Source organism: Neisseria sp. P0021.S006 (assembly GCF_051956895.1).
On sequence record NZ_JBQCWZ010000018.1, the window covers coordinates 18,417 to 42,308 of the forward strand.

General features: G+C 47.8%; 19 protein-coding genes, 1 tRNA gene and 1 pseudogene. 10 read left to right on the forward strand and 11 right to left on the reverse strand.

Going from position 1 to position 23,892, the window contains the following annotated elements; genetic code table 11:
• Positions 1 to 3: 3 nt before the first annotated feature.
• The 7 genes from cas8c to pip form a co-directional block, all read right to left on the reverse strand.
• Positions 4 to 1,788: a type I-C CRISPR-associated protein Cas8c/Csd1 gene (gene cas8c / locus ACTHUM_RS05580; protein WP_150540506.1), complete on the reverse strand. Its 1,785-nt coding sequence runs from the start codon at positions 1,786 to 1,788 to the stop codon at positions 4 to 6.
• Complete coding sequence (gene cas5c / locus ACTHUM_RS05585) at positions 1,785 to 2,462, reverse strand: type I-C CRISPR-associated protein Cas5c (protein ID WP_070625746.1); 678 nt, start codon at positions 2,460 to 2,462, stop codon at positions 1,785 to 1,787. The genes cas8c and cas5c overlap by 4 nt, the downstream gene beginning before the upstream one ends.
• A 160-nt stretch (positions 2,463 to 2,622) precedes the next feature.
• A complete protein-coding gene (gapS4b, locus tag ACTHUM_RS05590) occupies positions 2,623 to 3,756 on the reverse strand; it encodes a GapS4b family protein (RefSeq protein WP_070695385.1) in 1,134 nt (377 codons plus the stop codon).
• Between the two features lie 3 nt (positions 3,757 to 3,759).
• On the reverse strand, positions 3,760 to 4,698 hold the full coding sequence (gapS4a, locus tag ACTHUM_RS05595) for a GapS4a family protein (RefSeq protein WP_070625750.1): 939 nt from the start codon (positions 4,696 to 4,698) through the stop codon (positions 3,760 to 3,762).
• Position 4,699: 1 nt separating this feature from the next.
• Complete coding sequence (locus ACTHUM_RS05600; protein ID WP_070625752.1) at positions 4,700 to 5,728, reverse strand: nucleoid-associated protein; 1,029 nt, start codon at positions 5,726 to 5,728, stop codon at positions 4,700 to 4,702.
• Positions 5,729 to 5,807: 79 nt separating this feature from the next.
• Positions 5,808 to 8,096, reverse strand: coding sequence for a CRISPR-associated helicase/endonuclease Cas3 (locus tag ACTHUM_RS05605; RefSeq protein WP_070695383.1), 2,289 nt, complete (start codon positions 8,094 to 8,096; stop codon positions 5,808 to 5,810).
• A 120-nt stretch (positions 8,097 to 8,216) separates the two neighbouring features.
• A complete protein-coding gene (pip, locus tag ACTHUM_RS05610) occupies positions 8,217 to 9,146 on the reverse strand; it encodes a prolyl aminopeptidase (protein WP_004520759.1) in 930 nt (309 codons plus the stop codon).
• Positions 9,147 to 9,270: 124 nt separating this feature from the next.
• Here pip and yciA point away from each other — a divergent pair, with 124 nt between their 5' ends.
• Both yciA and ACTHUM_RS05620 read left to right on the forward strand, forming a co-directional pair.
• Complete coding sequence (gene yciA, locus ACTHUM_RS05615; RefSeq protein ID WP_004520760.1) at positions 9,271 to 9,705, forward strand: acyl-CoA thioester hydrolase YciA; 435 nt, start codon at positions 9,271 to 9,273, stop codon at positions 9,703 to 9,705.
• Positions 9,706 to 9,776: 71 nt separating this feature from the next.
• A pseudogene (locus tag ACTHUM_RS05620) lies at positions 9,777 to 10,313 on the forward strand (formate/nitrite transporter family protein); the annotation flags it as partial.
• Positions 10,314 to 10,467: 154 nt separating this feature from the next.
• Here ACTHUM_RS05620 and ACTHUM_RS05625 read toward each other — a convergent pair.
• Positions 10,468 to 10,544: transfer RNA gene (locus ACTHUM_RS05625), tRNA-Pro, on the reverse strand.
• 154 nt (positions 10,545 to 10,698) lie between these two features.
• The gene (locus ACTHUM_RS05630; RefSeq protein WP_003746217.1) at positions 10,699 to 12,222 is read right to left on the reverse strand and encodes a fumarate hydratase; all 1,524 of its coding nucleotides are present in this window, start codon (positions 12,220 to 12,222) and stop codon (positions 10,699 to 10,701) included.
• Between the two features lie 855 nt (positions 12,223 to 13,077).
• Here ACTHUM_RS05630 and ACTHUM_RS05635 point away from each other — a divergent pair.
• The 5 genes from ACTHUM_RS05635 to trkA all read left to right on the forward strand — a co-directional run bounded on the left by ACTHUM_RS05635 (position 13,078) and on the right by trkA (position 19,766).
• Positions 13,078 to 13,716: a 2Fe-2S iron-sulfur cluster-binding protein gene (locus tag ACTHUM_RS05635; protein WP_004520763.1), complete on the forward strand. Its 639-nt coding sequence runs from the start codon at positions 13,078 to 13,080 to the stop codon at positions 13,714 to 13,716.
• Positions 13,716 to 15,344: an FAD-binding protein gene (locus tag ACTHUM_RS05640; protein WP_440361127.1), complete on the forward strand. Its 1,629-nt coding sequence runs from the start codon at positions 13,716 to 13,718 to the stop codon at positions 15,342 to 15,344. The genes ACTHUM_RS05635 and ACTHUM_RS05640 overlap by 1 nt, the downstream gene beginning before the upstream one ends.
• Positions 15,341 to 16,594, forward strand: a complete 1,254-nt coding sequence (locus ACTHUM_RS05645; RefSeq protein WP_049335869.1) for a complex I 51 kDa subunit family protein — start codon at positions 15,341 to 15,343, stop codon at positions 16,592 to 16,594. Before ACTHUM_RS05640 ends, ACTHUM_RS05645 begins: the two co-directional genes overlap by 4 nt.
• A gap of 212 nt (positions 16,595 to 16,806) precedes the next feature.
• Positions 16,807 to 18,258: a DASS family sodium-coupled anion symporter gene (locus ACTHUM_RS05650; RefSeq protein ID WP_049335870.1), complete on the forward strand. Its 1,452-nt coding sequence runs from the start codon at positions 16,807 to 16,809 to the stop codon at positions 18,256 to 18,258.
• Positions 18,259 to 18,353: 95 nt separating this feature from the next.
• The gene (trkA, locus tag ACTHUM_RS05655; protein WP_049323440.1) at positions 18,354 to 19,766 is read left to right on the forward strand and encodes a Trk system potassium transporter TrkA; all 1,413 of its coding nucleotides are present in this window, start codon (positions 18,354 to 18,356) and stop codon (positions 19,764 to 19,766) included.
• Between the two features lie 76 nt (positions 19,767 to 19,842).
• On the opposite strand, the gene lgt is transcribed toward trkA, so the two are convergent.
• Positions 19,843 to 20,703, reverse strand: coding sequence for a prolipoprotein diacylglyceryl transferase (gene lgt, locus ACTHUM_RS05660; RefSeq protein ID WP_070695382.1), 861 nt, complete (start codon positions 20,701 to 20,703; stop codon positions 19,843 to 19,845).
• A 74-nt stretch (positions 20,704 to 20,777) separates the two neighbouring features.
• Positions 20,778 to 21,908, reverse strand: a complete 1,131-nt coding sequence (locus tag ACTHUM_RS05665; protein ID WP_070695381.1) for a M14 family metallopeptidase — start codon at positions 21,906 to 21,908, stop codon at positions 20,778 to 20,780.
• Between the two features lie 174 nt (positions 21,909 to 22,082).
• On the opposite strand from ACTHUM_RS05665, the gene argB reads away from it, so the two are divergent.
• The 3 genes from argB to eno form a co-directional block, all read left to right on the forward strand.
• A complete protein-coding gene (argB, locus tag ACTHUM_RS05670; RefSeq protein WP_070695380.1) occupies positions 22,083 to 22,970 on the forward strand; it encodes an acetylglutamate kinase in 888 nt (295 codons plus the stop codon).
• Positions 22,971 to 23,032: 62 nt separating this feature from the next.
• Positions 23,033 to 23,191 (forward strand): hypothetical protein, encoded by a 159-nt coding sequence (locus tag ACTHUM_RS05675; protein WP_159069373.1) that lies wholly within the window; start codon positions 23,033 to 23,035, stop codon positions 23,189 to 23,191.
• Positions 23,192 to 23,231: 40 nt separating this feature from the next.
• Positions 23,232 to 23,892 (forward strand): phosphopyruvate hydratase (gene eno / locus ACTHUM_RS05680; RefSeq protein ID WP_440402799.1); only part of this gene is annotated, 661 nt, incomplete at its 3' end.

Sequence of the window (23,892 nt, forward strand, 5' to 3'; positions counted from 1 at the left end):
TCCTTAGTTTTCAATGGTTTCAGCGGTTTCTTTTTTAGCAAAATAGCTTTGTTTTTGATGGTAATAGCCGATGGCGAAGCGGCCTTGCTCGTCAATGCTCAAATGGCGCGGAAAGGTTTCGGGCAGTTTGGCAATGATTTTGCCCAAATCTTTATCCAAATTCACCGCCATGCCGGCTTTGTCTTTACGCAAGCGCGATAAATGGTGTTTTGCACCCGACAAAAGGCGCGGAAAAACCGAAAACGGCACGGCAGATGCAGAGCCGTAATAGCGGTCGGCGATACCGGCGTTTAATTCGCCCAACGCCTGATATTGAATGCGCTCCAACACGGCAAACAGCCGCCCTAAAAGATAGGCGCGATTCGGACTTTCATTGTTCAAACTCATAGGAACTCCTTCTTCGATAAAACTTTTTCTAAAACGCCGCTCCAATACGGCTTTCATCATTGCCACGCGCAGGCCGTTCACGTCGCCGTCGGCACGGATTCGGGTAATCAGTTGCGACAGTAAACTCAAAGGGTACGGCGTGCCGCAAATCACGGCGCGAGTCATTTCTCCTGCTAAAACGGGTGAGATATTTTCGCTTTTGCCTAGCACGGCAGTTTGCAATAAGAGTCGCCAAATAGACGGCGGCGTTTTCCATGCGCAAGGCTCAATGGCTAAATCTTGCCAATGCTGCGCCAAATTTTCCGCCAACTGCCCAAAGGTCGTATCCAGCCAAAACCGAACAGAAATCCGCGCGGCATTAGGGGCAAGCCCTAAGATATAAAAACGGGTATTGGGAGAGAGTTCGGGCGCAATTTCTTGCAGCGGGCGACCTTTGTTACTTATTTGTTTCAATACGTTGAAAACTTTGGCGCTTTCTTGTTCATCATCCGGCGGCGTGAACACGTGCGCGAAAAAGCCTTCGGCAGCCTGCGCCGTAGCGCTATCGTCCGCTTCCGCCCAAAAAACCGTGCTGGCGTCGCCGATGGTCAGGCAGTGATTATTTTCGCGGCGCAACAGATAGTTCAGCGCGGTGGTGTAGGCAAAGGCGGATTGTTCGGAAACGGGCGCATTTGCGCCTTGCTCCTTGCCAAAAGAGGCAAAGGCTTCTTTGTTAAACGAGATAATCGAACCGCCGGAGCTTTGCCCGCCAAATACGCCTTTAATCGCCGGATGCAGCCGCGCAATCGGGGCAGTGTCGCCGCTAATCAGGCACAAGCCCTCAAGCGCTTCGTCACTTTTCAGGCAGCCTGCCCACAAGGTTTGCGCAGCTTCACGTTTATGGATAAGTGTGGTCGGTTTTTCAAGAGAAAATGCGATGTTGGCATCGAGCATTTCGGCAGGCAGATTTTCGGTAGCAAAATGTGCAGGCTGCCAGTTTTGCAGAAAACGGCACAAGGCTTGCAAGCCTTCATCTTCGCTGTTTTGCAGTAAATCGAGATGGTATTGCTTAAAGGCATCAAAGGTTTTTTCAGACGACGTAAACGGTTTTTCTTTCGCTTCGGCTTTGTTTTTATTAGCTTCAACGCCAAGCGCATAAGAAGTTTTATCCCACAGAAAAAATGGCTTGGGTGTAGTACCTGGGCGTTTGAAGGATTGAGGCACGCTCATCAGCTTCGGTTGCGGCTTTTTATCAGCTGTCAGATTCGGCACAACGGTTTTCAGACGGCCTTCTTTGTCCAATACCAAAATCCAGCCGATTTTTTCCTCGCTAAAGCCATAAGGCGGCACTTTCGGGTTGCCCATTTCATCGGTTTCCGCTGCCAAACGGCGGTAATAGCGGGCAAGGGACGCAAGAATCATGCTTTCACCTCCTCGGCGTAAAACGGCGGCACATCAATCACGCCGTCTTTCATTTGTGCGCGGAAAAAATGTGGTGTGTTGCCGTGGTCAAAATCAATATCGTGCAGCATCCAGCCCAAATCGCGGCTTGCCTCGCTTTCCAATAATGCCGACGGCGGCAGCGACTCGCCCTCGTCAATCAACGCAAAATCGGCAGGGAATTCACGCACGCCCAAACAAGGCTGCTGAAAGCATTGCCCTTTTTTCGCACGGCGTTTGAACATCTCAATATGCTTGGTAACAGTCTCATCCGCCCCCGCTTTTGCCGTCAGCACCGCATGAGCTTCAATCACATAAGCCACGTCTTTGAGCACCGTCGCCGCGCGCTGCTGGCGGTCGTCTTCAATCAGCGTATATAAATCGGCAACGCTCTTACGCTTCATCGCGCCGCTGACCTTGCCCGCCGAAATCTTGCCACCTAACTCATTGCGCCGCACCGACTCAAACCGAATCGGCTTCAACACATAAATCTTGTCTATCACCCACCGAATCGCCGGCTTCCAATGCACCGCCGCCAAAATCCCGCGCGCCGCCGACGGTGTGATGACATCATAAGACACCCGCTCCACCTTCATCTCCGGACGGGTAAAACAGGCATAATCGCCCCAAATGTGTAGGCGGATTTGGTTTGCCATACAAACTCCTTAACACACAGCCGCCCGAAGGCGGCTGATTTTTTTAATACTGATAACCTATCAGCTTTAGTTTCAATACACGTATTTTAAGAATACGATACTATAAATTATTTTCGATAAACCATATTTAAATGTTAAAAAATAGAAGATTATAATTTAGTTATGTTCTTTCACTTAATATCTTCTGATATTCAGTTTTAATCATTGTTCTAATTTTCTCTGATATATCATTTTCAATATTCTTTCTGCTCGAAGCAGTTGGCTGATTTTCATAGTTAGATCCTGCTATCACAAAAGTAAGTTCAGCATCTTTATCAAATGATAATTTTTTTCTTGACGACGAACTAAAGAAAAAACATATTTTCAAGGTTCCTGAGTTTGAAGCACCAGAATACTTATAGGTTACAAGCATATTATGAATATAGTAATACTTATAATATATTTCATCTGACATTAAAAAGATATCATGTAGCCTATTTCCATCAATTTTCATTAATGTAACTGTGTTATTCATCCAAGAGACTTTAGGATCATTAGGTAGTAGGGTTTTCGAACCTTCCCTACTAATAACTATTTCATTCACATTATCTAATTTTAAATATTCTCCTAATCCACCTGTTAATCTTTTGAAAAACTTAACTCTTTCTATATCTTTAAAACTATCAAAAGTAATTCTCTCTTCTACATCACTGTTAGTAACACCTGATTGTCTTAGTTCTTTCGCGATCGCAATACCAAGCCTACGGTTTATGAGTTCGGTCTCACTAGATGTATGAGTATAAATAGATTCTAAGCTAATTCCATCATTTTGCTTTTCAATAATAATTTCTCCAGAAAAATCAAGCTCTCTATTCAAAAAATCTTTACTAAAATCTTTTCTCTTTATCTCGTATTGAATTTTAGCTTTATTAGCTCCAATAAATGTAAGTTTTGGTTTAGTATTTATTTCAATATTAGGAATATCTTGAAAAATATCAAAATCAGAAGAAAATAAATTTTTTAAAGGTTCTTTCCAATTTGCATCTTCATTAGACAACTCTAATTTTGAAATTTTACTTTTAGGCTTTAAATTTCTTGCAATTGATTTATCAATAATATTAGAGTATTCATTTGATGTTAACAGTGTAGCGACAAGAAGGGGAACAGAAAAAATTTTATCACCATTCCCACAAAATACACCTTTATTTTTTAAGGTATTATTTATTTCACCTTCAGAAATATGTTTGCTATTGAGAAGAACTCGTAATTCATTTCCAGATGGAATCAAACCTTTTAGATCTAATTTATTTTCCATTGTTTACTCCTGAAGCAAATCTAAAATTGAACTATTGTAAGAAAAAGGAATGATCTCTTCTCTTCTATCTTTAAATAAAGAACGAATCATTTTAGCCATATCTTTATTGATGACCGAATTGTAATCAGGAAATCCAATATAAATTTTTGCAACTAAGCCAGCAGAAAAATTTAAAGCATAGGCCATAAGATTTTTATACGCTATATCGCTGAAACTTTCCCTACTATATAAGTAAAATTGATTTTGACTATCTGCTGAAACAATAACTGGTATAATATCTGAAACAATTAACTCTATAGGTAAAAAATGACCTTTTCTATCTGATTCAACTGAAATAGAAGTTCCGATCTTAGGATAATAAAATTGATACTCTCCTTTATTAGATCGTTTTTCTAAATCATTTATTACTTTTAAAAGAAAGCTTGCTCTAGCGCTATCTATAATATAATAGGGGGTATCGCCCTTTAAATCTGGTCTAGACTTTGCAATAATAGGCAAAATGCTTCGATCAATTTCATTTTTATTACTATGTAACCAAATCAGTATCCCAATATCTTTTCGATTCTTTTTGATGGTAGTCAGCCCAATCAATGAATTGAATTCTTCATCATACTTTGCACATGCAATAATTTCCTCAAGCCCTTTAATATGACTCCTGAATTCGCTAGTAACAGCAGACTCACTAGTTCCATATCCTTCCATTTTATGTTTAACAGAAATATGAGCTATAACCGTCGTATCATCATGAAATGGAGTATCATATAAATATATTATATCCTCTCCATGACTTTTCTTTTGATTTCCTGAACTATTTACATGATTATCATCAGAGCATGCAATCGAAATATTATGAATTTGTTCTTTCCACCCTATTTTCTCTAACAATTTTTCAGCAATCTTCTCACCAATATCACCAGATTTTTTTGAAATTTCACCTGCCATATTATTTTCCTTCTTTAATATCAACGATTGCTTTATAACCAAAATCAGTCTTTTGAACTTCAAATGACATAATTTTTGTATTAGGATTTGAAATCACAATTTCTATGCCATCTAATAACGGAATTTTCTTTGATATTACTTTGATATATTTTGATAGTCTTGATTTATCAACTGAAAAATCCACATCTAAATCAACCCCATGTTTAATACCAAATCCATCTACAATAGAATTAATATCTTCTTCACGAAGAAAATTACTAGATATTTTTTTTAACTGATTAATTGAGAATGAATCTTCATTTGCTAAAGATTCTGAAAATTTCAAAATATTTTCTGGATTCGTAATTTTCTTGGAAATTGCAGCACTAATGCCACCGATTATTTGTGTATATTTTTTAGGAGTATTTTTAGGAGTTGCTTTTATAAATGACTCTAACCAATATTTGGTTTTCTTTCCTAAGCTATCAATAATAAAAGTAATATCTTCAATAGATAAAATTACAGCGCCTTTTTGAATAGAATCGATAGCAATACCATCTCGTTTAATAATCTCAATGATTCCATTGTGATTTTCAATATCTAAATAACTGTTTTTGGTCTCAATTCTAAATAAGCCAATAGCCTGAATATATTGTTCAGCATATTTTATTCCAGTAAATAATATTTCAATAAATTCTCCTCCGCCAATATTTGGGTGAGATGAGCAAATATATAAATGTTTTGCTATAGCCAAAGAAGCATTAAAGAAATTTTCATTATCTTCAAATATCAGCGATGTATAATGCTTAACTAAATTAAGATTGATATTAGATTCATGAGTTAGAGTATATTCATTTTCACTCCTTAAAACAGGAAGAAGAAAATGTTTTAATAAAAGTTCATCTAACGCTGAGTGGCTTTCTAGTTCAGCATCTGATAACTGCATACCTTCATCTCTGAACTGATTCCCTATTTTATGAACAATTACTTTTTCAACTTTTGCTTCACTTAAATCAAATTTCTCAGTCATTATCTTATCTCCACCAATCACTCGTAATTTTCATTACGAGTCAATTATCTTCCTACTTTTAGGAGAATGCAATATTTTTTTTCTAAAGCTGTTAAGTTAATCAAAACACCAAACTCTCTCCCTTCAAAAACGCTGTATCCTCCCAAGAAAGCCCCGCCACATCATCATACAAATCAAGTCCAATCAGCGTATAAAACTGTTTGCCGAAGTTTTTCTCGTTAATCGGTTCGATACGTCCCGCTTTATACAAAGCGGCGAGGGCTTTTTCGGGGATTTGGACGGTGTAGGGTTGCAATTTGCGTAGCAGTCCGCCAATGTGGTCGGCGTGGTGCAGGCTGCTAATGAGGTTTTCGGCATCAACATCGAACGGAATAATCAGCGGCTGCATATGGCTTTCGATCATGCGGAACTTGTCGGCGATGGTTTGGAATGGGAAATCGAGGCTTTGCCCTGCATCGTTGTGCATTTTCAGGATTTTTTTATTGTCCAGTTCGCTGCCTTTTAATTGATAAAGCTCGGCGAAGTAGGCGGCGACGGCTTGGGTAGATAAGAGATCGTCTGAAAAGCTGTCGGCGGTCAGACGCATGACGGCTGCTTGGGCTGCAAGTTCTGGAGGGGCTTTCCATTGTTCTTCGGGCGCGAATATCCAGACAAAACTGTTTTCAGACGGCCTTTTGCCTTCGCGGTTGCAGCGTCCGGCGGCTTGGGCGACGCTGTCCAAGCCTGCCTCAGCGCGCATCACCAGCGGAAAATCCACATCAACGCCGGCTTCGATTAAGGAGGTGGCGATAACGCGGCAGGGTTTGCCGTTTTTCAGACGGCCTCGGATTTCATCGAGCTTTTGGCTACGGTGTTTGGCGCACATTAAGGTAGTCAGGTGGAATGTGCCCTCAAGGTATTTGGCTTGGTCGTAGAGGCTGCGGGCGTGGCGGCGGTTATTGACGATGACGAGCATTTGCGGGTGTTCGCCAAGTTTGGCGAGCAGGTCGGCGTCGGTTTGTGTGCCAATGTGTTGCACGCTGGTGCGGCGCAGTTTGTCGAAAAGTGCGGTCGGTTTTGGGGCTATTTCGCGCACGTTTTCAAAGCCGCGATAGAAGCCGTTTTCGGCTTGCACGGCTGGCTGGGTGGCGGTGCACATGACGACGCTGCAGCGGTAGTTTTGCGCCAATTCTTTGATGGCTTGCATGATAGGCAGCAACAGATTGAGCGGCAGCATTTGCGCTTCGTCGAGGATGATGACGGAGCCTGCGATGTTGTGCAGCTTGCGGCAGCGCGAGGAGCGGTCGGCAAAGAGGGATTCAAAGAATTGCACGGCAGTGGTCACGACAATCGGCGCGTCCCAGTTTTCCGAGGCAAGTCGCAATTTGTCTTTGGTGGCCTCATTTTGCAGTTTGCCATCGTCGAAGGTGCTGTGGTGTTCCAACACGGCTTGTTCGCCCAATTCGCCAAAGGCTTTGCGGAATTCAGCGGCATTTTGTTCGATGATGCTGGTGAACGGGATGACGTAAATCACGCGCCGCATACCGTGCCGTTTGGCGTATTCCAGCGCAAATGCCATGGAAGTGAAAGTTTTGCCGCCGCCGGTCGGCACGGTGAGCGTGAACAGCCCTTGCGGTTGTGCCGCTTGTTCTACGGCATGATCGAGAATTTCGCTGCGCAGGCGGTTTAAGGCGGCATTGCGTTTTTCAGCTTCGGTTTGCTCTGAAGCTTGGGCGACACGTCGTCGGAAAGCGTTGATAAATTGATTGAAATTGTGTTGTAAGGCGTTTAAATCGGGATAACCGCCGCGCTCGACGGCGTTGTTTTCTAGGTTTAAATAAAAGGCTTCGGTATCGAGATAATCGGCATCCACTAAACAGGAATAGAGCATTCGGGTAAAGAAGGCGTAGGAGAAAAAAGGATGATGCGCATCGGCTTTGAGTGGTGGGGCGGACAGGTTTTGAGGGAGCTTGATTTCTTGTTGCCATAGGTTATCGAGGGTGGGAATATCTGCGCCGAACTGCAACGCCAAACGCTGTTTTAACGTGCGGCGGTTATCGCCTTCGCCATTTCCATTTGCCAGCCCGGCATGATGCCCCGCAATGCAAAACGCCATCAGCTTGCCGATAACATTTCCCCAACGCTCGATGGCAACTTTGGCTCCGGCAGTAGCATGATCGACTGATGGGCCACCATGCAATCGGTGATTAAAGGGTTCCGAATATTTCCCTAAGTCATGAAGCTGTCCCGTCTGGTAGGCAATTTCCTGCGCCCCGAATACCCGAGCAAACTCCGCCGCTATTTCCCCAACATTGACCAAATGGCTTTGCAAGGTTTGCCAACGTTCATAAGGTAAGAGATTACCGAGTTTATCTTGCGCGGAATGGGCGTAGTAAATTAAGGGTTTCATATTGAAATTCTAAAAAATTCAAACTGATATCATGCAATGATAATATGATATTAAATTTAATATGTAAATAGAAAAAATGCCGTCTGAAACTTTTTCAGACGGCATTGTCATTTATTACCTTTATAACTTACTTCTAATATCCTCCACTGCTTTCACTAAAGCCTCGGAAAGCGAAGGATCAAAAGAAGAGTGGCCTGCTTGGACGATTCTCAATTCCGCTTCTGGGAAGGCTTGCGAGAGTTCCCACGCGCTTTGCATCGGGGTGCATAGGTCGTAGCGGCCTTGGACGATGATGGTTGGGATATGGCGGATTTTGTCGATGTTTGCCAAGATAGCTTTATCGCCCTGCAACCAACCTTCGTTCACGAAGTAATGGTTTTCCATTCTTGCGATGGCAAGGGAGGCTTGCGGGTCTTCATCTACGTCTTTAGGTTCAAACCGAATAAGGTAGCTTTCCCAATCTGCCCATGATTTAGCTGCTTTGAGGCGCGTAGCTTCATCTTCGCTGAACAGCATTTCATGGTAGGCTTTAATTAGGGCTTGGCGTTTGTTTTCGGCTACGGGGGCAATGAATTTTTGCCATTGAGCCGGATAAATTTGGCTTACGCCACCTGCTTCGTTCAACCATGCCATTTCAGACGGCCTGCACAGGAAAATACCGCGCAAAACTAAGCCGCTGACGCGATCGGGATGGGTTTCGGCATAAGTCAGCGACAAGGTGCTGCCCCATGAGCCGCCGAAAACCAGCCATTTTTGAATGCCGAGCATTTCGCGTACTTTTTCAATATCGGCAACCAAATCCCATGTGGTGTTGTCTTCAATACAGGCATACGGTTTAGAGCGTCCGCAACCGCGTTGATCAATGATGACGATGCGGAAATGCTCTGGGTTGAAAAAGCCGCGACAGGCCGGTGATGCGCCTGCTCCGGGGCCGCCATGCAGGAAAATCACGGGGTGGCCATCAGGATTGCCTGACTCTTCCCAGTAGATTTCGTGAATGTCGGATACGCGCAAAAGGCCGCTATTTCGTGGTTCTTGAATCGGATGCATGAGCTTTCTCCTTTGTCTGATGAATAGGTTGATTGTAACACTTTACCTGCTGATTTTTCAGACGGCCTACATAGGTTTATCGCCACAAATGGCGTAAAATAGCACTTTTTTGACAGGATTATTTATGACTGACAACAAACAAACACATGCGGCACCCGAAGGACAACTTTTATTGCGTACGGTAGCCATGCCGCGCGATACCAACCCTAATCAGGATATCTTCGGCGGCTGGATTATGTCGCAAATGGATCTAGGCGGCGGTATTTTGGCGGCAGAAATCGCACAGGGACGAATTGTAACCGTAGCCGTTCAAGAAATGAATTTCATCAGACCGGTAAAGGTCGGCAACGTCGTGTGCTGCTACGGTCATTGTGTCCGCGTAGGCAATACTTCTTTGCAACTGAAAATCGAGGTATGGGTTAAGACTTTGATGAACGATATGGTAACGGAAGACCGCCAACTGGTCACCGAAGCCGTGTTCACTTACGTCGCTATCGATGCACAAGGCAATCCGCGCCCTATTCCTCGCGAAGGCAATGCAAAGCTGGCACATTTGTAAGTTTAAAAATCAAAACAAGGCCGTCTGAAACCTCAATGTTCAGACGGCCTTTTTTCATACAGAAGCAAAATGTAACCAGCAATATGATGATCATGTCTTTAGGCAGATTGGCCGGACGGATTTCCTCCAAAATGCTGCTGCGCAACTGGGTTATCGTCTGCATGGGCAATTTGGTGGGCACACTGGCAATGGCTTTTTTCCTTGGGTACTATGTCGGTATGATTGAAGGCAGCATGGCAGAAAAAACCATTGCTGTGGCGGAGGCAAAAGTCCATATGGATTTCGGCCGCGCTTTTGTATCGGCAGTAGCATGTAACTGGATGGTCTGCATGGGCGCGTGGCTGCATTTTGCCGCTAAAAACACAACCGGACGAATGCTGGCCATTTGGTTCCCCGTCATGATTTTCGTATTAAACGGCTTCCAACACCTTGTCGCCAATATGTTCGTTATCCCAGCGGGTATTCTGGCAGGCGCAAACATCACATGGGGGCAATTTTTCTTTAACATGATTCCCGTATTCTTGGGCAATGTCGTCGGTGGTGCATCCTTTGTCGGCGCGTCTTATCTTTATACTTATAAAGACACGCTGAAAGATAGTGCCGAATAGCCCTGCTTTAGAAACAACAAAACCTGCTTTGAGAAAGCAGGTTTTGTTTCAGACGGCATTGGTATTAAGTTTTAAAATCCATTCGGACACATTATTCAGATAAATCATCCAAACGAAAAAAGAGCCGTTTTTAAAACGACTCTTTCCAATTTTTTGGTCGGAGTGAAAGGATTCGAACCTTCGACCCCTTGCACCCCATGCAAGTGCGCTACCAGACTGCGCCACACTCCGACTCGATAAGCTGTGAATTCTAGTTTCAAACGCTGATTTTGACAAGTGCTTTTTAGAAAGGGAAATTTACTCGTTTGAAAACATTTAAATTATTTGTAAACAAAAAAAGGCCGTCTAAAATCATTCAGACGGCCTTTGATTATCCAGGCAAATATCAAGCTTCAACCGGAATAATACCGATTTTGGCCTGCCATTGTTTTGGCGCAATGGCGTGAACCGATTCACCGTTGCTATCCACCGCAACGGTCACAGGCATGTCTTTGACTTCAAATTCGTAAATCGCTTCCATACCCAATTCTGGGAACGCCAAGACTTTAGATGCTTTAATGGCTTTGGCAACCAGATATGCCGCGCCGCCGACAGCCATCAGGTAAACGGCTTTATTATCGGCAATGGCTTGGCAAGTTGCTGCACCGCGTTCGGATTTACCGATCATACCCAGGAGGCCGGTTTGTTCCAGCATTTGGCGGGTAAACTTATCCATACGGGTGGAAGTAGTCGGACCGGCCGGGCCAACAACTTCGTCACGGACTGGATCAACCGGGCCAACGTAGTAAATCAGTTTGTTGGTGAAATCTACCGGCAATTCTTCGCCTTTGTTGAGCATATCAACCAAACGTTTGTGCGCGGCATCGCGTCCGGTCAGGATTTTACCGTTCAGCAACAACACGTCGCCGGTTTTCCATGTTGCCACTTCTTCTTTGGTCAGATTGTTGACATCGACACGTTTGCCGTTGTCCGGGCTGTAAGTCAAATCCGGCCAGTCTTCCAAAGATGGGGCTTCCAGTTTGGCCGGGCCTGAGCCGTCCAATTCAAATTCGATGTGGCGGGTAGCCGCGCAGTTTGGAATCATGGCAATCGGTTTGGAAGCCGCGTGGGTTGGGTAGTCAAGGATTTTGACATCCAGCACGGTGCTCAAACCGCCCAAACCTTGTGCGCCGATGCCCAAGGCATTTACTTTTTTGTAGAGTTCCAAGCGTAGGGCTTCGGTTGTAGACAATTCTGCACCGGAATCGGCTTTTTCTTTGAGTTCCTGAATATCGATATGGCTCATCAGGCTTTCTTTGGCCATCAACACTGCTTTTTCAGGCGTACCGCCGATGCCGATACCCAAAATGCCCGGAGGACACCAGCCGGCACCCATTTGAGGAACGGTTTTCAATACCCAATCAACGATATTGTCTGAAGGGTTGAGCATGGCAACTTTGGTTTTGTTTTCAGAACCGCCGCCTTTGGCTGCGCAAGTGACTTCGACTTTGTCGCCCTTTACGATTTCCATATGTACAACGGCAGGGGTGTTGTCTTTGGTATTTTGACGTTTACCAGCCGGATCGGCCAATACAGAGGCGCGCAGTTTGTTGTCAGGATAGGTGTATGCACGGCGTACGCCTTCGTTAACCATTTCCTGTACGCTCATCTCGGCATCCCACTGTACATCCATGCCCACTTTCAAGAATACGGTCGCAATACCGGTATCCTGACAAATCGGACGATGGCCTTCAGCACACATACGGCTATTGACCAAAATCTGCGCCATCGCATCTTTGGCGGCAGGGTTTTCTTCTTTTTGATAAGCCTTATACAAAGCCTGAATGTAGTCTTTAGGATGGTAGTAGCTGATGAATTGGAAAGCATCGAAAATACTTTGGATAAAGTCTTCTTGCTTGATGACGGTCATGATTGTGTTCCTTTTCGGGAGTCATGGTAGGAAGGGTTTGTTTATTTTTTAAGAGACCGATTTTTTCAGACGGCCTTCAATAGTGTAATAGTGCTTTCAAATGAATAATTCAGACAATATCATTTTCATACCTTATTGATTTAAATAGAATTTAATATCGTATTAAATCACTTGGTTATTGATAATATATATCCACTGACCATTCACTTACACAGAAATAAAATTACATTATTTTTAAATGATATTCTAATTACAAGTCCGTCTGAAAATGTTTGCTTTAAGTATCTGAGAAAGAAATTTAGTAGCTTGTATTTAAAAGGAAACTACCTAAATTTCAGACGGCCTTTCTTATTTTCCAATACGATACACAATTGTAAAATCTGTGTCATTTTCTCCCTCAATCTTCTTGACTGATATCAAACTCATTTAATTTTCTGAAATTTTATAACAATCTTTTCACTTACTTACCTATAAGAATATTATTCAATATATACAACAATCTATGTAAAATTGTCTAACATATAATAATGATTTTTACTAGTAAATATACGAATATTTTAAAATTTATAATAAAAAAGTAATTTTATTTTACTTTTAAAATCAAGTTGTTGTAATAAATTTGTCTAAATAATAGGCATATTTTGTTTGCAATCCTCCTTCTATAAAACCTTAGGTTACCCCTATCATCAAAACCACTAAATTCTGATACACTTCGACTCATAAAGATAAACATTGATTTTAAAAGAATTTCCGAGTAAATCACTTGGATATTTTCCTCATACGCAATAAATGTAATAAAAATACAATTAATCAAATTACCCACTATTCCAACTTCCAATTTCACAGGAACAAACCATGAGTGAAAATTTGTTAACCCTGACCATAGACGGCCATGAAGTCAAAGCTTCCGCCGACTCGTCAATCATCCAAGCCTATGCCCGTTCAGGCAATGCGATTACTGCCAATGTCGGCTGTATGGGTCAAGGCGTATGCGGTTCCTGCCGCTGCATGATTCGTAAAGAAGGCGAGCGCGAAGTAACCACCGCACTGGCATGCGAGACTAAAGTTGAAGAAGGCATGCATATCAGCTTCTTGGACTACTTTATTCCCGAGCATATCCAATATTACGACGTCGGGGAAATTGGTGACGGCTGGAACTGGTTGGACGATACCGCCAAAGCCTTCCCAGAAGCGCAAAACTGCCGTCATTGCGGCGGCTGCAATCGCGCCTGTCCTAAAGGTTTGCAAGTAGAAAACGGCGTAGCGCAGGTAGTTTCCGGCGATTTCGGCGCAGCTGCGCTGACCTTTGACCAATGCGTGATGTGCAACCTCTGCACCCTCTCCTGCCCAGAACACATCCGTCCGAACCACTTGGGCCTGTTCGCCCGCCGTATGAAAGCGGCGCGTACGTTGCGCCCTGTGGATTTGATGCGCCGCCTACGCGAAATCGACAGCGGCAAAATGAAAGTCGAATTTGAAGAGGAGTCAGTGTAATGGTTAACAAAATCCAAGGCATAGACTACGAAACCGCCCTTGCCAACCTGCGTGCGTCCTCATTGGAGCTGCGTGGCGATTTACCTGAAAAGAACGAATTACTGAGCCAATTTCACCCTGACTATCAGGCAAATGCGCGTGTGAAACTACCTATCGGTCCAAACCAAGGCGATTACTGCCATCCTGATTTGGCGAAACTGCTGATCAGTCATCCACTGATTGACGACTATGATTTGTCGGGCGCGGAACATTTGAACACTGACGTGCTGGTTATTGGCGGCGGCGGTGCGGGCGCGGCAGCGGCATTGTCTGCGACTGAAGCCGGCGCACGCGTCATCATGGCGAACAAACTGCGTATCGGCGACAGCAATACCGTGATGGCCGAAGGCGGCATTCAAGCAGCGGTCGGCGCAGAAGACAGCCTGCAACAACACTTTGACGACACCATCAAAGGCGGCCACAACGTCGGCAAAAAAGAATTGGTGGCACAAATGGTTACCGATGCGCCGTCCGCCATCCGCTGGCTGATTGGCTTGGGCATGACCTTCGACCTTGCCAAAGGCGCGGACAGCAACGGCATGTTGAGCCGCAAACGCGCAGGCGGTACGACCGTACCGCGCATCCTGAGCTACCGCGACTTTACCGGCCTCGAAATGATGCGCGTACTGCGCGAGGCTGTCGAACTCGACGAAAACATCACCCAGCTCAACCGCCACCCCGCCATCGAATTATTGTCGGACGAACACGGCCGCTGCGTCGGCGCGATTTTGTACGATTTGGAAAAACGCTCTTTGGTGTTGGTTCACGCCAAAGCCGTGGTATTGGCAACCGGCGGCAGCGGACGCCTGCATTTGCAGGGTTTTGCCACTTCCAACCACTATGGCGCGACTGCAGACGGCCTGGTAATGGCTTACCGTATCGGTGCCAAACTGCGCGATGTCGATTCTTTCCAATACCACCCGACCGGTGTTGCCCACCCTCCGCACTTGGCAGGCGCGCTGATTTCCGAAGCCGTGCGCTCCGCAGGCACCAAGCTGGTCAACGGTTTGGGCGAACGTTTCGTTGACGAATTGCAACCGCGCGACGTTGTTGCCGCTGCGATTCTGCGCGAATGCCGCGAAGGCCGCGGCGTGGTACGCGATGGTCAAGTCGGCGTGTTCCTCGACACCCCGCGCCTGATTGCTAACGACCCTGACGTATTGAACCGTCTAGTAACACTCGGCCATGTTGCCCACAAATGCGGCATCGACCCTGCTGTTGAGCCGGTCATGATTCATCCGACCCTGCACTATCAAAACGGCGGTATCGAAATCAACGGCAACGGCGCGACCTGCGTCGAAGGCCTCTATTGCGCCGGCGAAGTAACCAGCGGCATTCACGGCCGCAACCGTCTGATGGGCAATGCACTTTTGGACATCATCAGCTTCGGTCGCCGTGCCGGTAAAGCCGCGGCAAATTGCGGCCTGCCGCTGAAAAAAGTACGCGGCGGTGTCGGACACGTCCACGACCTGCAACGCGAAATGACCCGGGCCGGCCTGACCAGCGACATCAAAGCCCCCGTTTTATATCCCGACTACGGCAAATTCGATTTGCGCGAACACGCCGGTTTGCAGGAGCAACAATCATGAATCAAGCCAATCAAAACTTACTGCATCCTTCCCGCCAAGTCGGCGCAGATTTAGCCGCGTGGCGCAAAGTCGGCGGCGGCGAAGGCCTGCTGGCTGCGCTTGCCGATCCTCAAAGCATTGTTTCCAAACTGCAAGATGCCAATCTTTGCGGTATGGGCGGTGCAGGTTTCCCGACTTGGCGCAAATGGGAGGCCGCCGTTGCCGCCCAAAGCAAAAATGGCGACAAATACGTCGTCTGTAATGCCAACGAAGACGAACCGGGTACATTTAAAGACCGCGTACTGCTGGCAAATACGCCGCACCAAGTCATCGAAGGCGTCCTGATTGCCGCCGTTGCCTGCCGTGCCAATAAAGCAATTTTGTACGTCAACCCTCATCAAACCGAATCCATCGCTTCCATCACACCGGCCATCGAGCAATGGAAAAACAGCGATTTGTTTATCCGCATCGAAAACTACTTGGGTAAACCTTTGGACTTGCAACTGGTTGAAACTTCAGGCCGTTATATCGGCGGCGAAGAAACTGCCGTAATTTCATGGCTGGAGGGCGGTTTCCCCTTCCCCCGCCGCAAGCCGCCTTTCCCCGCCGAAAGCGGTGTCAACGGTGAGCCGACCCTTATCAACAATACCGAAACCTTCGCCAATATTCCGCAAATCCTTGCCAAAGGCGCGGAATGGTACAAATCTTTGGGTTTGGGCGATGCGGCCGGTACAAAACTCTACTCTCTCTCCGGCGACGTATTGAATCCGGGCCTGTACGAACTGCCAATGGGCACGACCTTGCAATCGCTGATTTACGATCACGGCGGCGGTATGCTCGAAGGCCGTACGTTTAAAGCCGTATTTACCGGCGGCCCGTCAAACACGCTTTTGACCGTAAAAGATTTGGATGTGCCTTTGGACTTCGTGTCCGTACGCGAACGCAAATCCAGCCTCGGTACCGGCGCGATGATTGTGATTTCCGAAGGCACCAGCGTGGTGCGCAAAGTGGCCGAGTATGTGGAATTTTTCGCTTCCAACTCATGCGGTCAATGCCCGCCTTGCAAAGGCGGCACATTCCAGCTTTCCCGCCTGCTCAACCGCGTGGACACCGGTATCGGCACTTCCGACGACCTGCGCGCCCTGCAAAGCCTGTGCCAACTGTTGCCACGAAGCGGCCGTTGCGGTTTGATTGACGGCGCAGTTACCGTGTTGCAAAGCTCGCTGCGTACCTTCCCCGAAGAGTACGGCCTGCCGCAAGAACAGGAGTAAAACGGCGTTGTTTTCAGACGGCCTGTTACTATAAAGGCCGTCTGAAAAACGATACCCGACTCCCATTCTCTTCTTTCCAAGATGGAAGAGAAACCCAATAAGAAAAATACCTTCCGAACCTACCAAAATACGTTCAGACAGGCTTAAGCGACACTCAGGCCGTCTGAAAACAGATTTCCCAATACTTTAATCCTCAAATTAGGAGATTCAAAATGGGCTTCAAGCCAATTCCTGCTGCGGTCGCACTTGTGCTGACGCTGCTTATCTGGTTCGTTATCCCCGTTCCTCAAGGCGTATCGCCTGACGCATGGCATCTTTTGGCATTGTTTGTCGGCATCATTGCCGGCATCATCGGCAAAGCCATGCCTATCGGCGCCATGGCGATTTTGGGCATTACCTTGGTTGCACTGACCGGCGTGACCAATGAAAAAGCCGCCGACGCAACCAAAGACGCTTTGAGCAGCCTCAACAACTCACTCATCTGGATGATCGGTATCGCCATCATCATCTCGCGTGGCCTGTTGAAAACCGGCTTGGGTATGCGTATCGGCTACCTCTTGATTTCCCTCTTCGGCAAACGCACGCTGGGCGTAGGTTACAGCTTAGCGCTTGCCGACTTGGTCATCGGTCCGGTAACGCCGAGTAATACCGCGCGCGGCGGTGCCATCGTACATCCGATTATGAAATCCATTGCCTTGAGCTTCGACTCCGACCCTGAAAAGGGTACGGAAGGCAAAATCGGTAAATACCTTTCACTGGTCAACTTCCACTCCAATGTAATTACCTGTCTGATTTTTATCACCGCCACCGCACCTAATCCACTGGTGGTCGAATTGGTTGCCAAAGCCACCAATTCACAAATCCAACTCTCTTGGGGTACTTGGTTCTTGGCAATGATCGTACCCGGCCTGCTTGCTATGCTACTGATGCCGCTGGTGCTGTATTTCCTGTATCCGCCTGAAATCAAACAAACCCCTAACGCCACTGCATTGGCAAAAGAGCATTTGACCCAAATGGGACCGATGAAGCGTGAAGAAAAAATCATGCTCGGTATTTTCCTGGTTCTGCTGCTGTTGTGGGCGGGTATTCCTGAGATGCTGTTTGGCGTGAAAGTGGACGCTACTGCCACCACCTTCCTCGGCTTGAGCCTGTGCCTGTTGACCGGCGTACTGACTTGGGACGACGCGCTGAAAGAAAAAAGCGCGTGGGATACCATTGTTTGGTTTGCTGCCTTGGTGATGATGGCAAACTTCCTCAACAAACTGGGCCTCATCAGTTGGTTGTCCGACTCCATGCAAGGCGGTATCGCCCACATGGGTTTGGGTTGGGAAGCCGGTTGTGCCCTGTTGATGCTGGCCTACCTCTACGCCCACTACGTTTTCGCCAGCGGTACGGCACACGTTACCGCCATGTTCGGCGCATTCTACGGCGCAGGCTTGGCCTTGGGCGCACCACCGATGCTGTTTGCCCTGATTATGGCAGCCGCTACCGGCATCATGATGTCGCTGACCCACTACGCTACCGGTTCTGCACCTGTCATTTACTGCTCCAACTATGTAACCATGACCGAATGGTGGAAAGCCGGCTTCATCATGAGCGTGCTCGAAATCCTGATTTTCGGCACTGTCGGTATCTTGTGGTGGAAAGTTTTGGGCTACTGGTAACCTTCTGGCTTATTTAAAACTCAGGCCGTCTGAAAACTCCAATTTCAGACGGCCTTTTGTTACAATTTCATTTTTACCGAACACACTCAATTACCGTGAAAATACTCATCCTCGGCAGCGGCCAAGTCGGCTCGACCGTCGCCCAAAACCTTGCCTCCGTTCCCAGCAACGACGTTACCATCATCGACATCGACGAAAAAGCGCTCAACCGCATCAGCAGCCGCCTCGATGTCCAAACCATCGTCGGCAACGGCGCATCGCCCTTTACCCTCGAACAGGCAGGCGCGGCAGACTCCGACCTCCTGCTTGCCCTGACACGCAGCGACGAAACCAACATTGTCGCCTCCAAAATCGCCGCCGACCTATTCAACATCCCCAGCCGCATCGCACGCGTGCGCTCAAGCGAATACCTCGAATATCCGGTTGCCGGCAGCGACAACCCCGAAGAAGGCAGCCTCAACATCTTCGGCATTACCGAAACCATCAGCCCCGAACAACTGGTTACCGAACAACTCGTCGGCCTGCTCAACTACACCAGCTCATTGCAGGTACTCAGTTTTGCCAACGATAAAGTGCGCATGGTGATTGTTCAAGCCCGCAAAGGCGGTTTGCTGATCGGCCGTGAAATTGCCGACATCAACCAACACCTGCTCGAAGGCGTGGACTGCCAAATCTGCGCCATCTACCGCAACAACCGCCTGATCGTCCCCACCCCGCAAACCGTCATCATCGAAGGCGATGAAGTCCTGTTTGCCGCCGACATCAACAGCGTGGAAGCCATCATGCGCGAATTGCGTCCGAAAGAAGCGCGCACCCGCCGCATCATGATCGCCGGCGGAGGCAACATCGGCTACCGCCTCGCCAAACAGCTCGAGTCCAAATACGACATCAAAATCATCGAATACAAACCCCACCGTGCCGAATGGCTGGCCGAAAATCTGGACAACACCCTCGTCCTGCAAGGTTCCGCCACCGACGAAACCCTGCTGGACGAAGAATACATCGACGAAATCGACGTCTTCTGCGCGCTGACCAACGACGACGAAAACAACATCATGTCCAGCCTGTTGGCGAAAAACCTTGGTGCCAAACGCGTGATTACCATCGTCAACCGCTCAAGCTACGTCGATTTGCTCGAAGGCAACAAAATCGATATCGTCGTTTCCCCCCATTTGATTACCATCGGCTCCATCCTCGCCCACATCCGCCGCGGCGACATCGTTGCCGTCCACCCTCTGCGCCGCGGCACGGCCGAAGCCATCGAAGTGGTGGTACACGGCGACAAAAACACTTCTGCCATCGTCGGCCGCCGCATCAGCGGCATCAAATGGCCGAGCGACTGCTACATCGCCGCCATCGTCCGCGGCGCAACCGGCGAAGTCATCATGGGACACCACACCGAAACCATCCTCCAAGACGGCGACCACATTATCTTCTTCGTCTCACGCCGCCGCGTCCTGCCGGAGTTGGAAAAACTCATTCAAGTCAAAATGGGCTTTTTCGGTTAAACCCAAAATCCGTTTGCTTGAAGCCATAAAAAGGCCGTCTGAAAACCTTTTCAGACGGCCTTTATTCTTGTTTCATTTACGCTTTGGCAACATTGTTTTTACGGCCAAACCAAACGAAACCAATCACGCCCAATACAATCATCGGCACGCTCAACCATTGACCCATGGACAAGCCCAAAGTCAACAGGCCGAGATAGTCGTCAGGCTGACGGGCAAATTCGGCGATGAAGCGGAACAATCCGTAACCGCCCAAGAACAATGCTGCCGTTTGTCCGGCCGGACGTGGTTTTTTCGAGAAAATCCAAACAATGACAAACAGGCAAATGCCTTCAAGGGCAAACTGGTAAAGCTGAGACGGATGGCGCGGCAGCATGCCGTATTGTTGCAGCCATTCTGCCCACAAAGGATTGTGCGCCGCGGCTTCCGCATCTTCGTAACGCGCTTGCGGAAAACCCATCGCCCAGAAAGCATTGAGTTCGGTCACGCGTCCCCAAAGTTCGCCGTTGATAAAGTTGCCGATACGGCCGGAAGCCAAGCCCAGCGGCACGAGCGGCGCAACGGTATCCATCAATTTCAAGATACTGATGTTGTGCTTGCGGCCAAACAGCCACATGGCAACGACCACACCCAAGAAGCCGCCGTGAAACGACATGCCGCCTTCCCACACTTTGAAAATATCCAACGGGTTGACCAAATAGTCGGAAAATTTATAAAACAAAACGTAGCCGATACGGCCGCCCAAGATGACGCCCAAGATACCCCAAGTCAGGAAATCGTCGAGTGTTTCTTTGGTAAACACAGAATTGCCCTGCGCGATACGGCGGCGGCCCAAAATCGTAAACAGGATAAAGCCGACAATATAGCTCAAGGCATACCAGCGGATGGCAAGCGGGCCGATGCTGATCAGCACCGGATCAAACTGGGGATGTATCATCATAATGTGTGTTCCTTATCTCAAAGGCCGTCTGAAAGCCTGAACTTTCAGACGGCCTGTATGCAGTGTCGGACGGTTTAACGCAAATCGCTAACCACATTCAAAATAGCAGACAACATGGCCTCACCCAAGCGCAGCGAGCGTTGGCCGTTCCAGCCGAAATCGTCGTCCGGCAGATTGGCATTGTCTTTAAACGGCATTTCCAAAGTATAGGCAAGGCAGTTGAAATGATTGCCGACCCAGTTGGTCGCCAAAGTCATGTTCGCCTGACCCGGCGCATCTTTGTCATAGCCGTAATCGTCTTGGAAATCGGGGCTGGCATTGAGCAACGCGAGTTTGAATTGGTCTTCCAAGGCTTCGATGCGCTCGTTGTAGTTCGGCACGCCTTCGGTACCGGCCACAAAGACAAACGGCAGACCTTCATCGCCGTGAATATCCAAGAACAAATCCACGCCGGTTTCCATCATTTTTTCGCGGACGGTAAAAACTTCGGGGCTTCGCTCCAAAGTCGGGTTTTCCCATTCGCGGTTGAGGTTGGCGCCGGCGGCATTGGTGCGCAAATTGCCCAATACCGAACCGTCCGGATTCATGTTTGGCACGATGTAGAAAGTCGCACGGTCAAGCAGCATGCGCGCGGTCGGATCTTGCGGATCAAGCAGGCGGCCCAGCAAACCTTCGACAAACCATTCTGCCATGGTTTCGCCCGGATGTTGACGGGCGATAATCCAGACTTTCATGTCGCTTTCGACTTGGTTGCCGATGGTCAAAAGATTAATATCACGGCCTTGAACAGTGCTGCCCAAGTCGTCGATACGGCACAAACCGCTACCCTGCGCATCGCCCAAAAGGTTCAAATGCTGCTCGTTGGAATAAGGCTCGAAATAGGCGTAGTAAACGCTGTTGGACAAAGGTGTATGGTTGATGGTCAACACGCCGTTTTCGTAGCTGGTTGGCACGCGGAACCAATTTTGGCGGTCGTAAGAAGCGCAAGCCTGATAGTCCTCCCAGCCCAAAGGATACGCAGCGTCCTCCGCATTTTCAAAATGCATCACGCAGTTTTGATAGGCCGCACCCTGCAAACGGAAGTAAAACCATTGGGCAAACTCCGAAGCATTGTCGGGACGCAGGGCGAGACGGATATCGGCAGGGTTGCTCAAATCTTTGACAACGACCGAACCGGCATCGAATTGGGTGCTGATTTTCATCATGGGTATCCTTAGTAATCGGCAAAGAGGCCGAAGCAAACCGTCATTTTACCGTTTGCATGAGGCTGGTTTCAACCATTTAACTGATTTAACAGGATTTCAAGCGCTTGGAAATATTGTTTCAGACGGCCTTTGGGATTAAGATAAAGGCCGAAATCATGAAACAAGGTTGAAACCATGACTCAGCAACAATCTGTCTCCTCTGCGATCAAAGCTCGCGTCCTTGCCGAATCTTTACCTTATATCCGCCGTTTTTCCGGCTCCATCATCGTCATCAAATACGGCGGCAACGCCATGACCGAGTCGGCCTTAAAGGAGGGCTTCGCACGCGATGTCGTCCTGCTCAAACTGATCGGCCTGCATCCCGTCATCGTTCACGGCGGCGGCCCGCAAATCAATGAAATGTTGGAAAAAGTCGGCAAAAAAGGAGAATTTGTTCAAGGCATGCGCGTGACCGACAGCGAAACCATGGACATCGTGGAAATGGTTTTGGGCGGACACGTCAATAAAGAAATCGTTTCCATGATTACCACCTTCGGCGGTCGCGCCGTCGGCATTACCGGCCGGGACAACCACTTCATCAAAGCGGAAAAACTCCTGATCGACACGCCTGAACAAAAAGGCGTGGACATCGGCCAAGTCGGCACAGTGGCCGACATCGATACCCGTTTGGTGGAAGGCTTGGTTGAGCGCGGCTGCATTCCTGTCATTGCACCCATCGGCGTAGGCCAAAACGGCGAAGCGTTCAACATCAATGCCGACTTGGTTGCCGGTAAACTGGCGGAAAAACTTCAAGCCGAAAAACTGCTGATGATGACCAATATCCCCGGCGTACTGGATAAAGAAGGCAAATTATTGACTACCCTGACGCCAAGCCGCATTGACGAACTGATTGAAGACGGTACGCTGTACGGCGGCATGCTGCCTAAAATTGCCTCTGCCGTCGAAGCCGCCAAAAGCGGCGTCAAAGCTACGCATATCATAGACGGCCGCGTTCCCAACGCCCTGCTCTTGGAAGTGCTGACCGATGACGGTGTAGGCTCGATGATTTTGGGCGAGGGCTAATCTGGTTTTCAGACGGCCTTATGCCTTATTTAATCAGCTTTTCACCCTAAAAAGGGTAAAAAATGTTACACTATACGGCTTATGTTTGTTTGAGCGATATTGACGTGAAACAAACTTACAGTCGGTTTCATACTGACTCCGATGCCATACCTGGCAAAGACGGTATAATGTCTGCATTCATCAGACTTTGGCAATCATCCTCAAGGCCGTCTGAAGCGTAACAAAGCTACTTTTCTTTTACCATCCTATTTGGAGATATTCATGAGCGCAATCGTTGATATTTTTGCACGCGAAATCTTAGACTCTCGCGGCAACCCTACTGTAGAGTGTGACGTATTGTTGGAATCCGGCGTTATGGGACGCGCAGCCGTACCAAGCGGCGCATCAACCGGCCAAAAAGAAGCTTTGGAACTGCGTGACGGCGACAAATCCCGTTACTTGGGCAAAGGCGTATTGAAAGCCGTTGACCACGTCAATAACCAAATCGCGCAAGCCCTCATCGGTATCGATGCCAACGAACAATCTTATATCGACCAAATCATGATCGAATTGGACGGTACTGAAAACAAAGGCAACTTAGGTGCCAACGCCACTTTGGCCGTTTCCATGGCCGTAGCACGCGCAGCCGCTGAAGATTCAGGCCTGCCGCTGTACCGTTACTTGGGCGGCGCAGGCCCAATGGCTCTGCCTGTTCCGATGATGAACGTAATCAACGGCGGCGAACATGCCAACAACAGCCTGAACATCCAAGAATTCATGATCATGCCTGTCGGCGCAAAATCTTTCCGCGAAGCTCTGCGTTGCGGCGCCGAAATTTTCCACGCACTGAAAAAACTGTGTGATGCCAAAGGCTTCCCAACTACCGTGGGCGACGAAGGCGGTTTCGCACCTAACCTGAACAGCCACAAAGAAGCCCTGCAAC

What these genes read in the sequence shown, in the direction of transcription:
- gapS4a (WP_070625750.1), bottom strand. Translation starts at nt 4,698, where the DNA reads ATGGCAGGTGAAATTTCAAAAAAATCTGGTGATATTGGTGAGAAGATT.
- pip (WP_004520759.1), bottom strand. Translation starts at nt 9,146, where the DNA reads ATGCATCCGATTCAAGAACCACGAAATAGCGGCCTTTTGCGCGTATCC.
- ACTHUM_RS05630 (WP_003746217.1), bottom strand. Translation starts at nt 12,222, where the DNA reads ATGACCGTCATCAAGCAAGAAGACTTTATCCAAAGTATTTTCGATGCT.
- yciA (WP_004520760.1), top strand. Translation starts at nt 9,271, where the DNA reads ATGACTGACAACAAACAAACACATGCGGCACCCGAAGGACAACTTTTA.
- ACTHUM_RS05645 (WP_049335869.1), top strand. Translation starts at nt 15,341, where the DNA reads ATGAATCAAGCCAATCAAAACTTACTGCATCCTTCCCGCCAAGTCGGC.
- cas8c (WP_150540506.1), bottom strand. Translation starts at nt 1,788, where the DNA reads ATGATTCTTGCGTCCCTTGCCCGCTATTACCGCCGTTTGGCAGCGGAA.
- ACTHUM_RS05650 (WP_049335870.1), top strand. Translation starts at nt 16,807, where the DNA reads ATGGGCTTCAAGCCAATTCCTGCTGCGGTCGCACTTGTGCTGACGCTG.
- cas5c (WP_070625746.1), bottom strand. Translation starts at nt 2,462, where the DNA reads ATGGCAAACCAAATCCGCCTACACATTTGGGGCGATTATGCCTGTTTT.
- lgt (WP_070695382.1), bottom strand. Translation starts at nt 20,703, where the DNA reads ATGATGATACATCCCCAGTTTGATCCGGTGCTGATCAGCATCGGCCCG.
- gapS4b (WP_070695385.1), bottom strand. Translation starts at nt 3,756, where the DNA reads ATGGAAAATAAATTAGATCTAAAAGGTTTGATTCCATCTGGAAATGAA.
- ACTHUM_RS05640 (WP_440361127.1), top strand. Translation starts at nt 13,716, where the DNA reads ATGGTTAACAAAATCCAAGGCATAGACTACGAAACCGCCCTTGCCAAC.
- ACTHUM_RS05635 (WP_004520763.1), top strand. Translation starts at nt 13,078, where the DNA reads ATGAGTGAAAATTTGTTAACCCTGACCATAGACGGCCATGAAGTCAAA.
- ACTHUM_RS05675 (WP_159069373.1), top strand. Translation starts at nt 23,033, where the DNA reads ATGTTACACTATACGGCTTATGTTTGTTTGAGCGATATTGACGTGAAA.
- ACTHUM_RS05605 (WP_070695383.1), bottom strand. Translation starts at nt 8,096, where the DNA reads ATGAAACCCTTAATTTACTACGCCCATTCCGCGCAAGATAAACTCGGT.
- ACTHUM_RS05665 (WP_070695381.1), bottom strand. Translation starts at nt 21,908, where the DNA reads ATGATGAAAATCAGCACCCAATTCGATGCCGGTTCGGTCGTTGTCAAA.
- argB (WP_070695380.1), top strand. Translation starts at nt 22,083, where the DNA reads ATGACTCAGCAACAATCTGTCTCCTCTGCGATCAAAGCTCGCGTCCTT.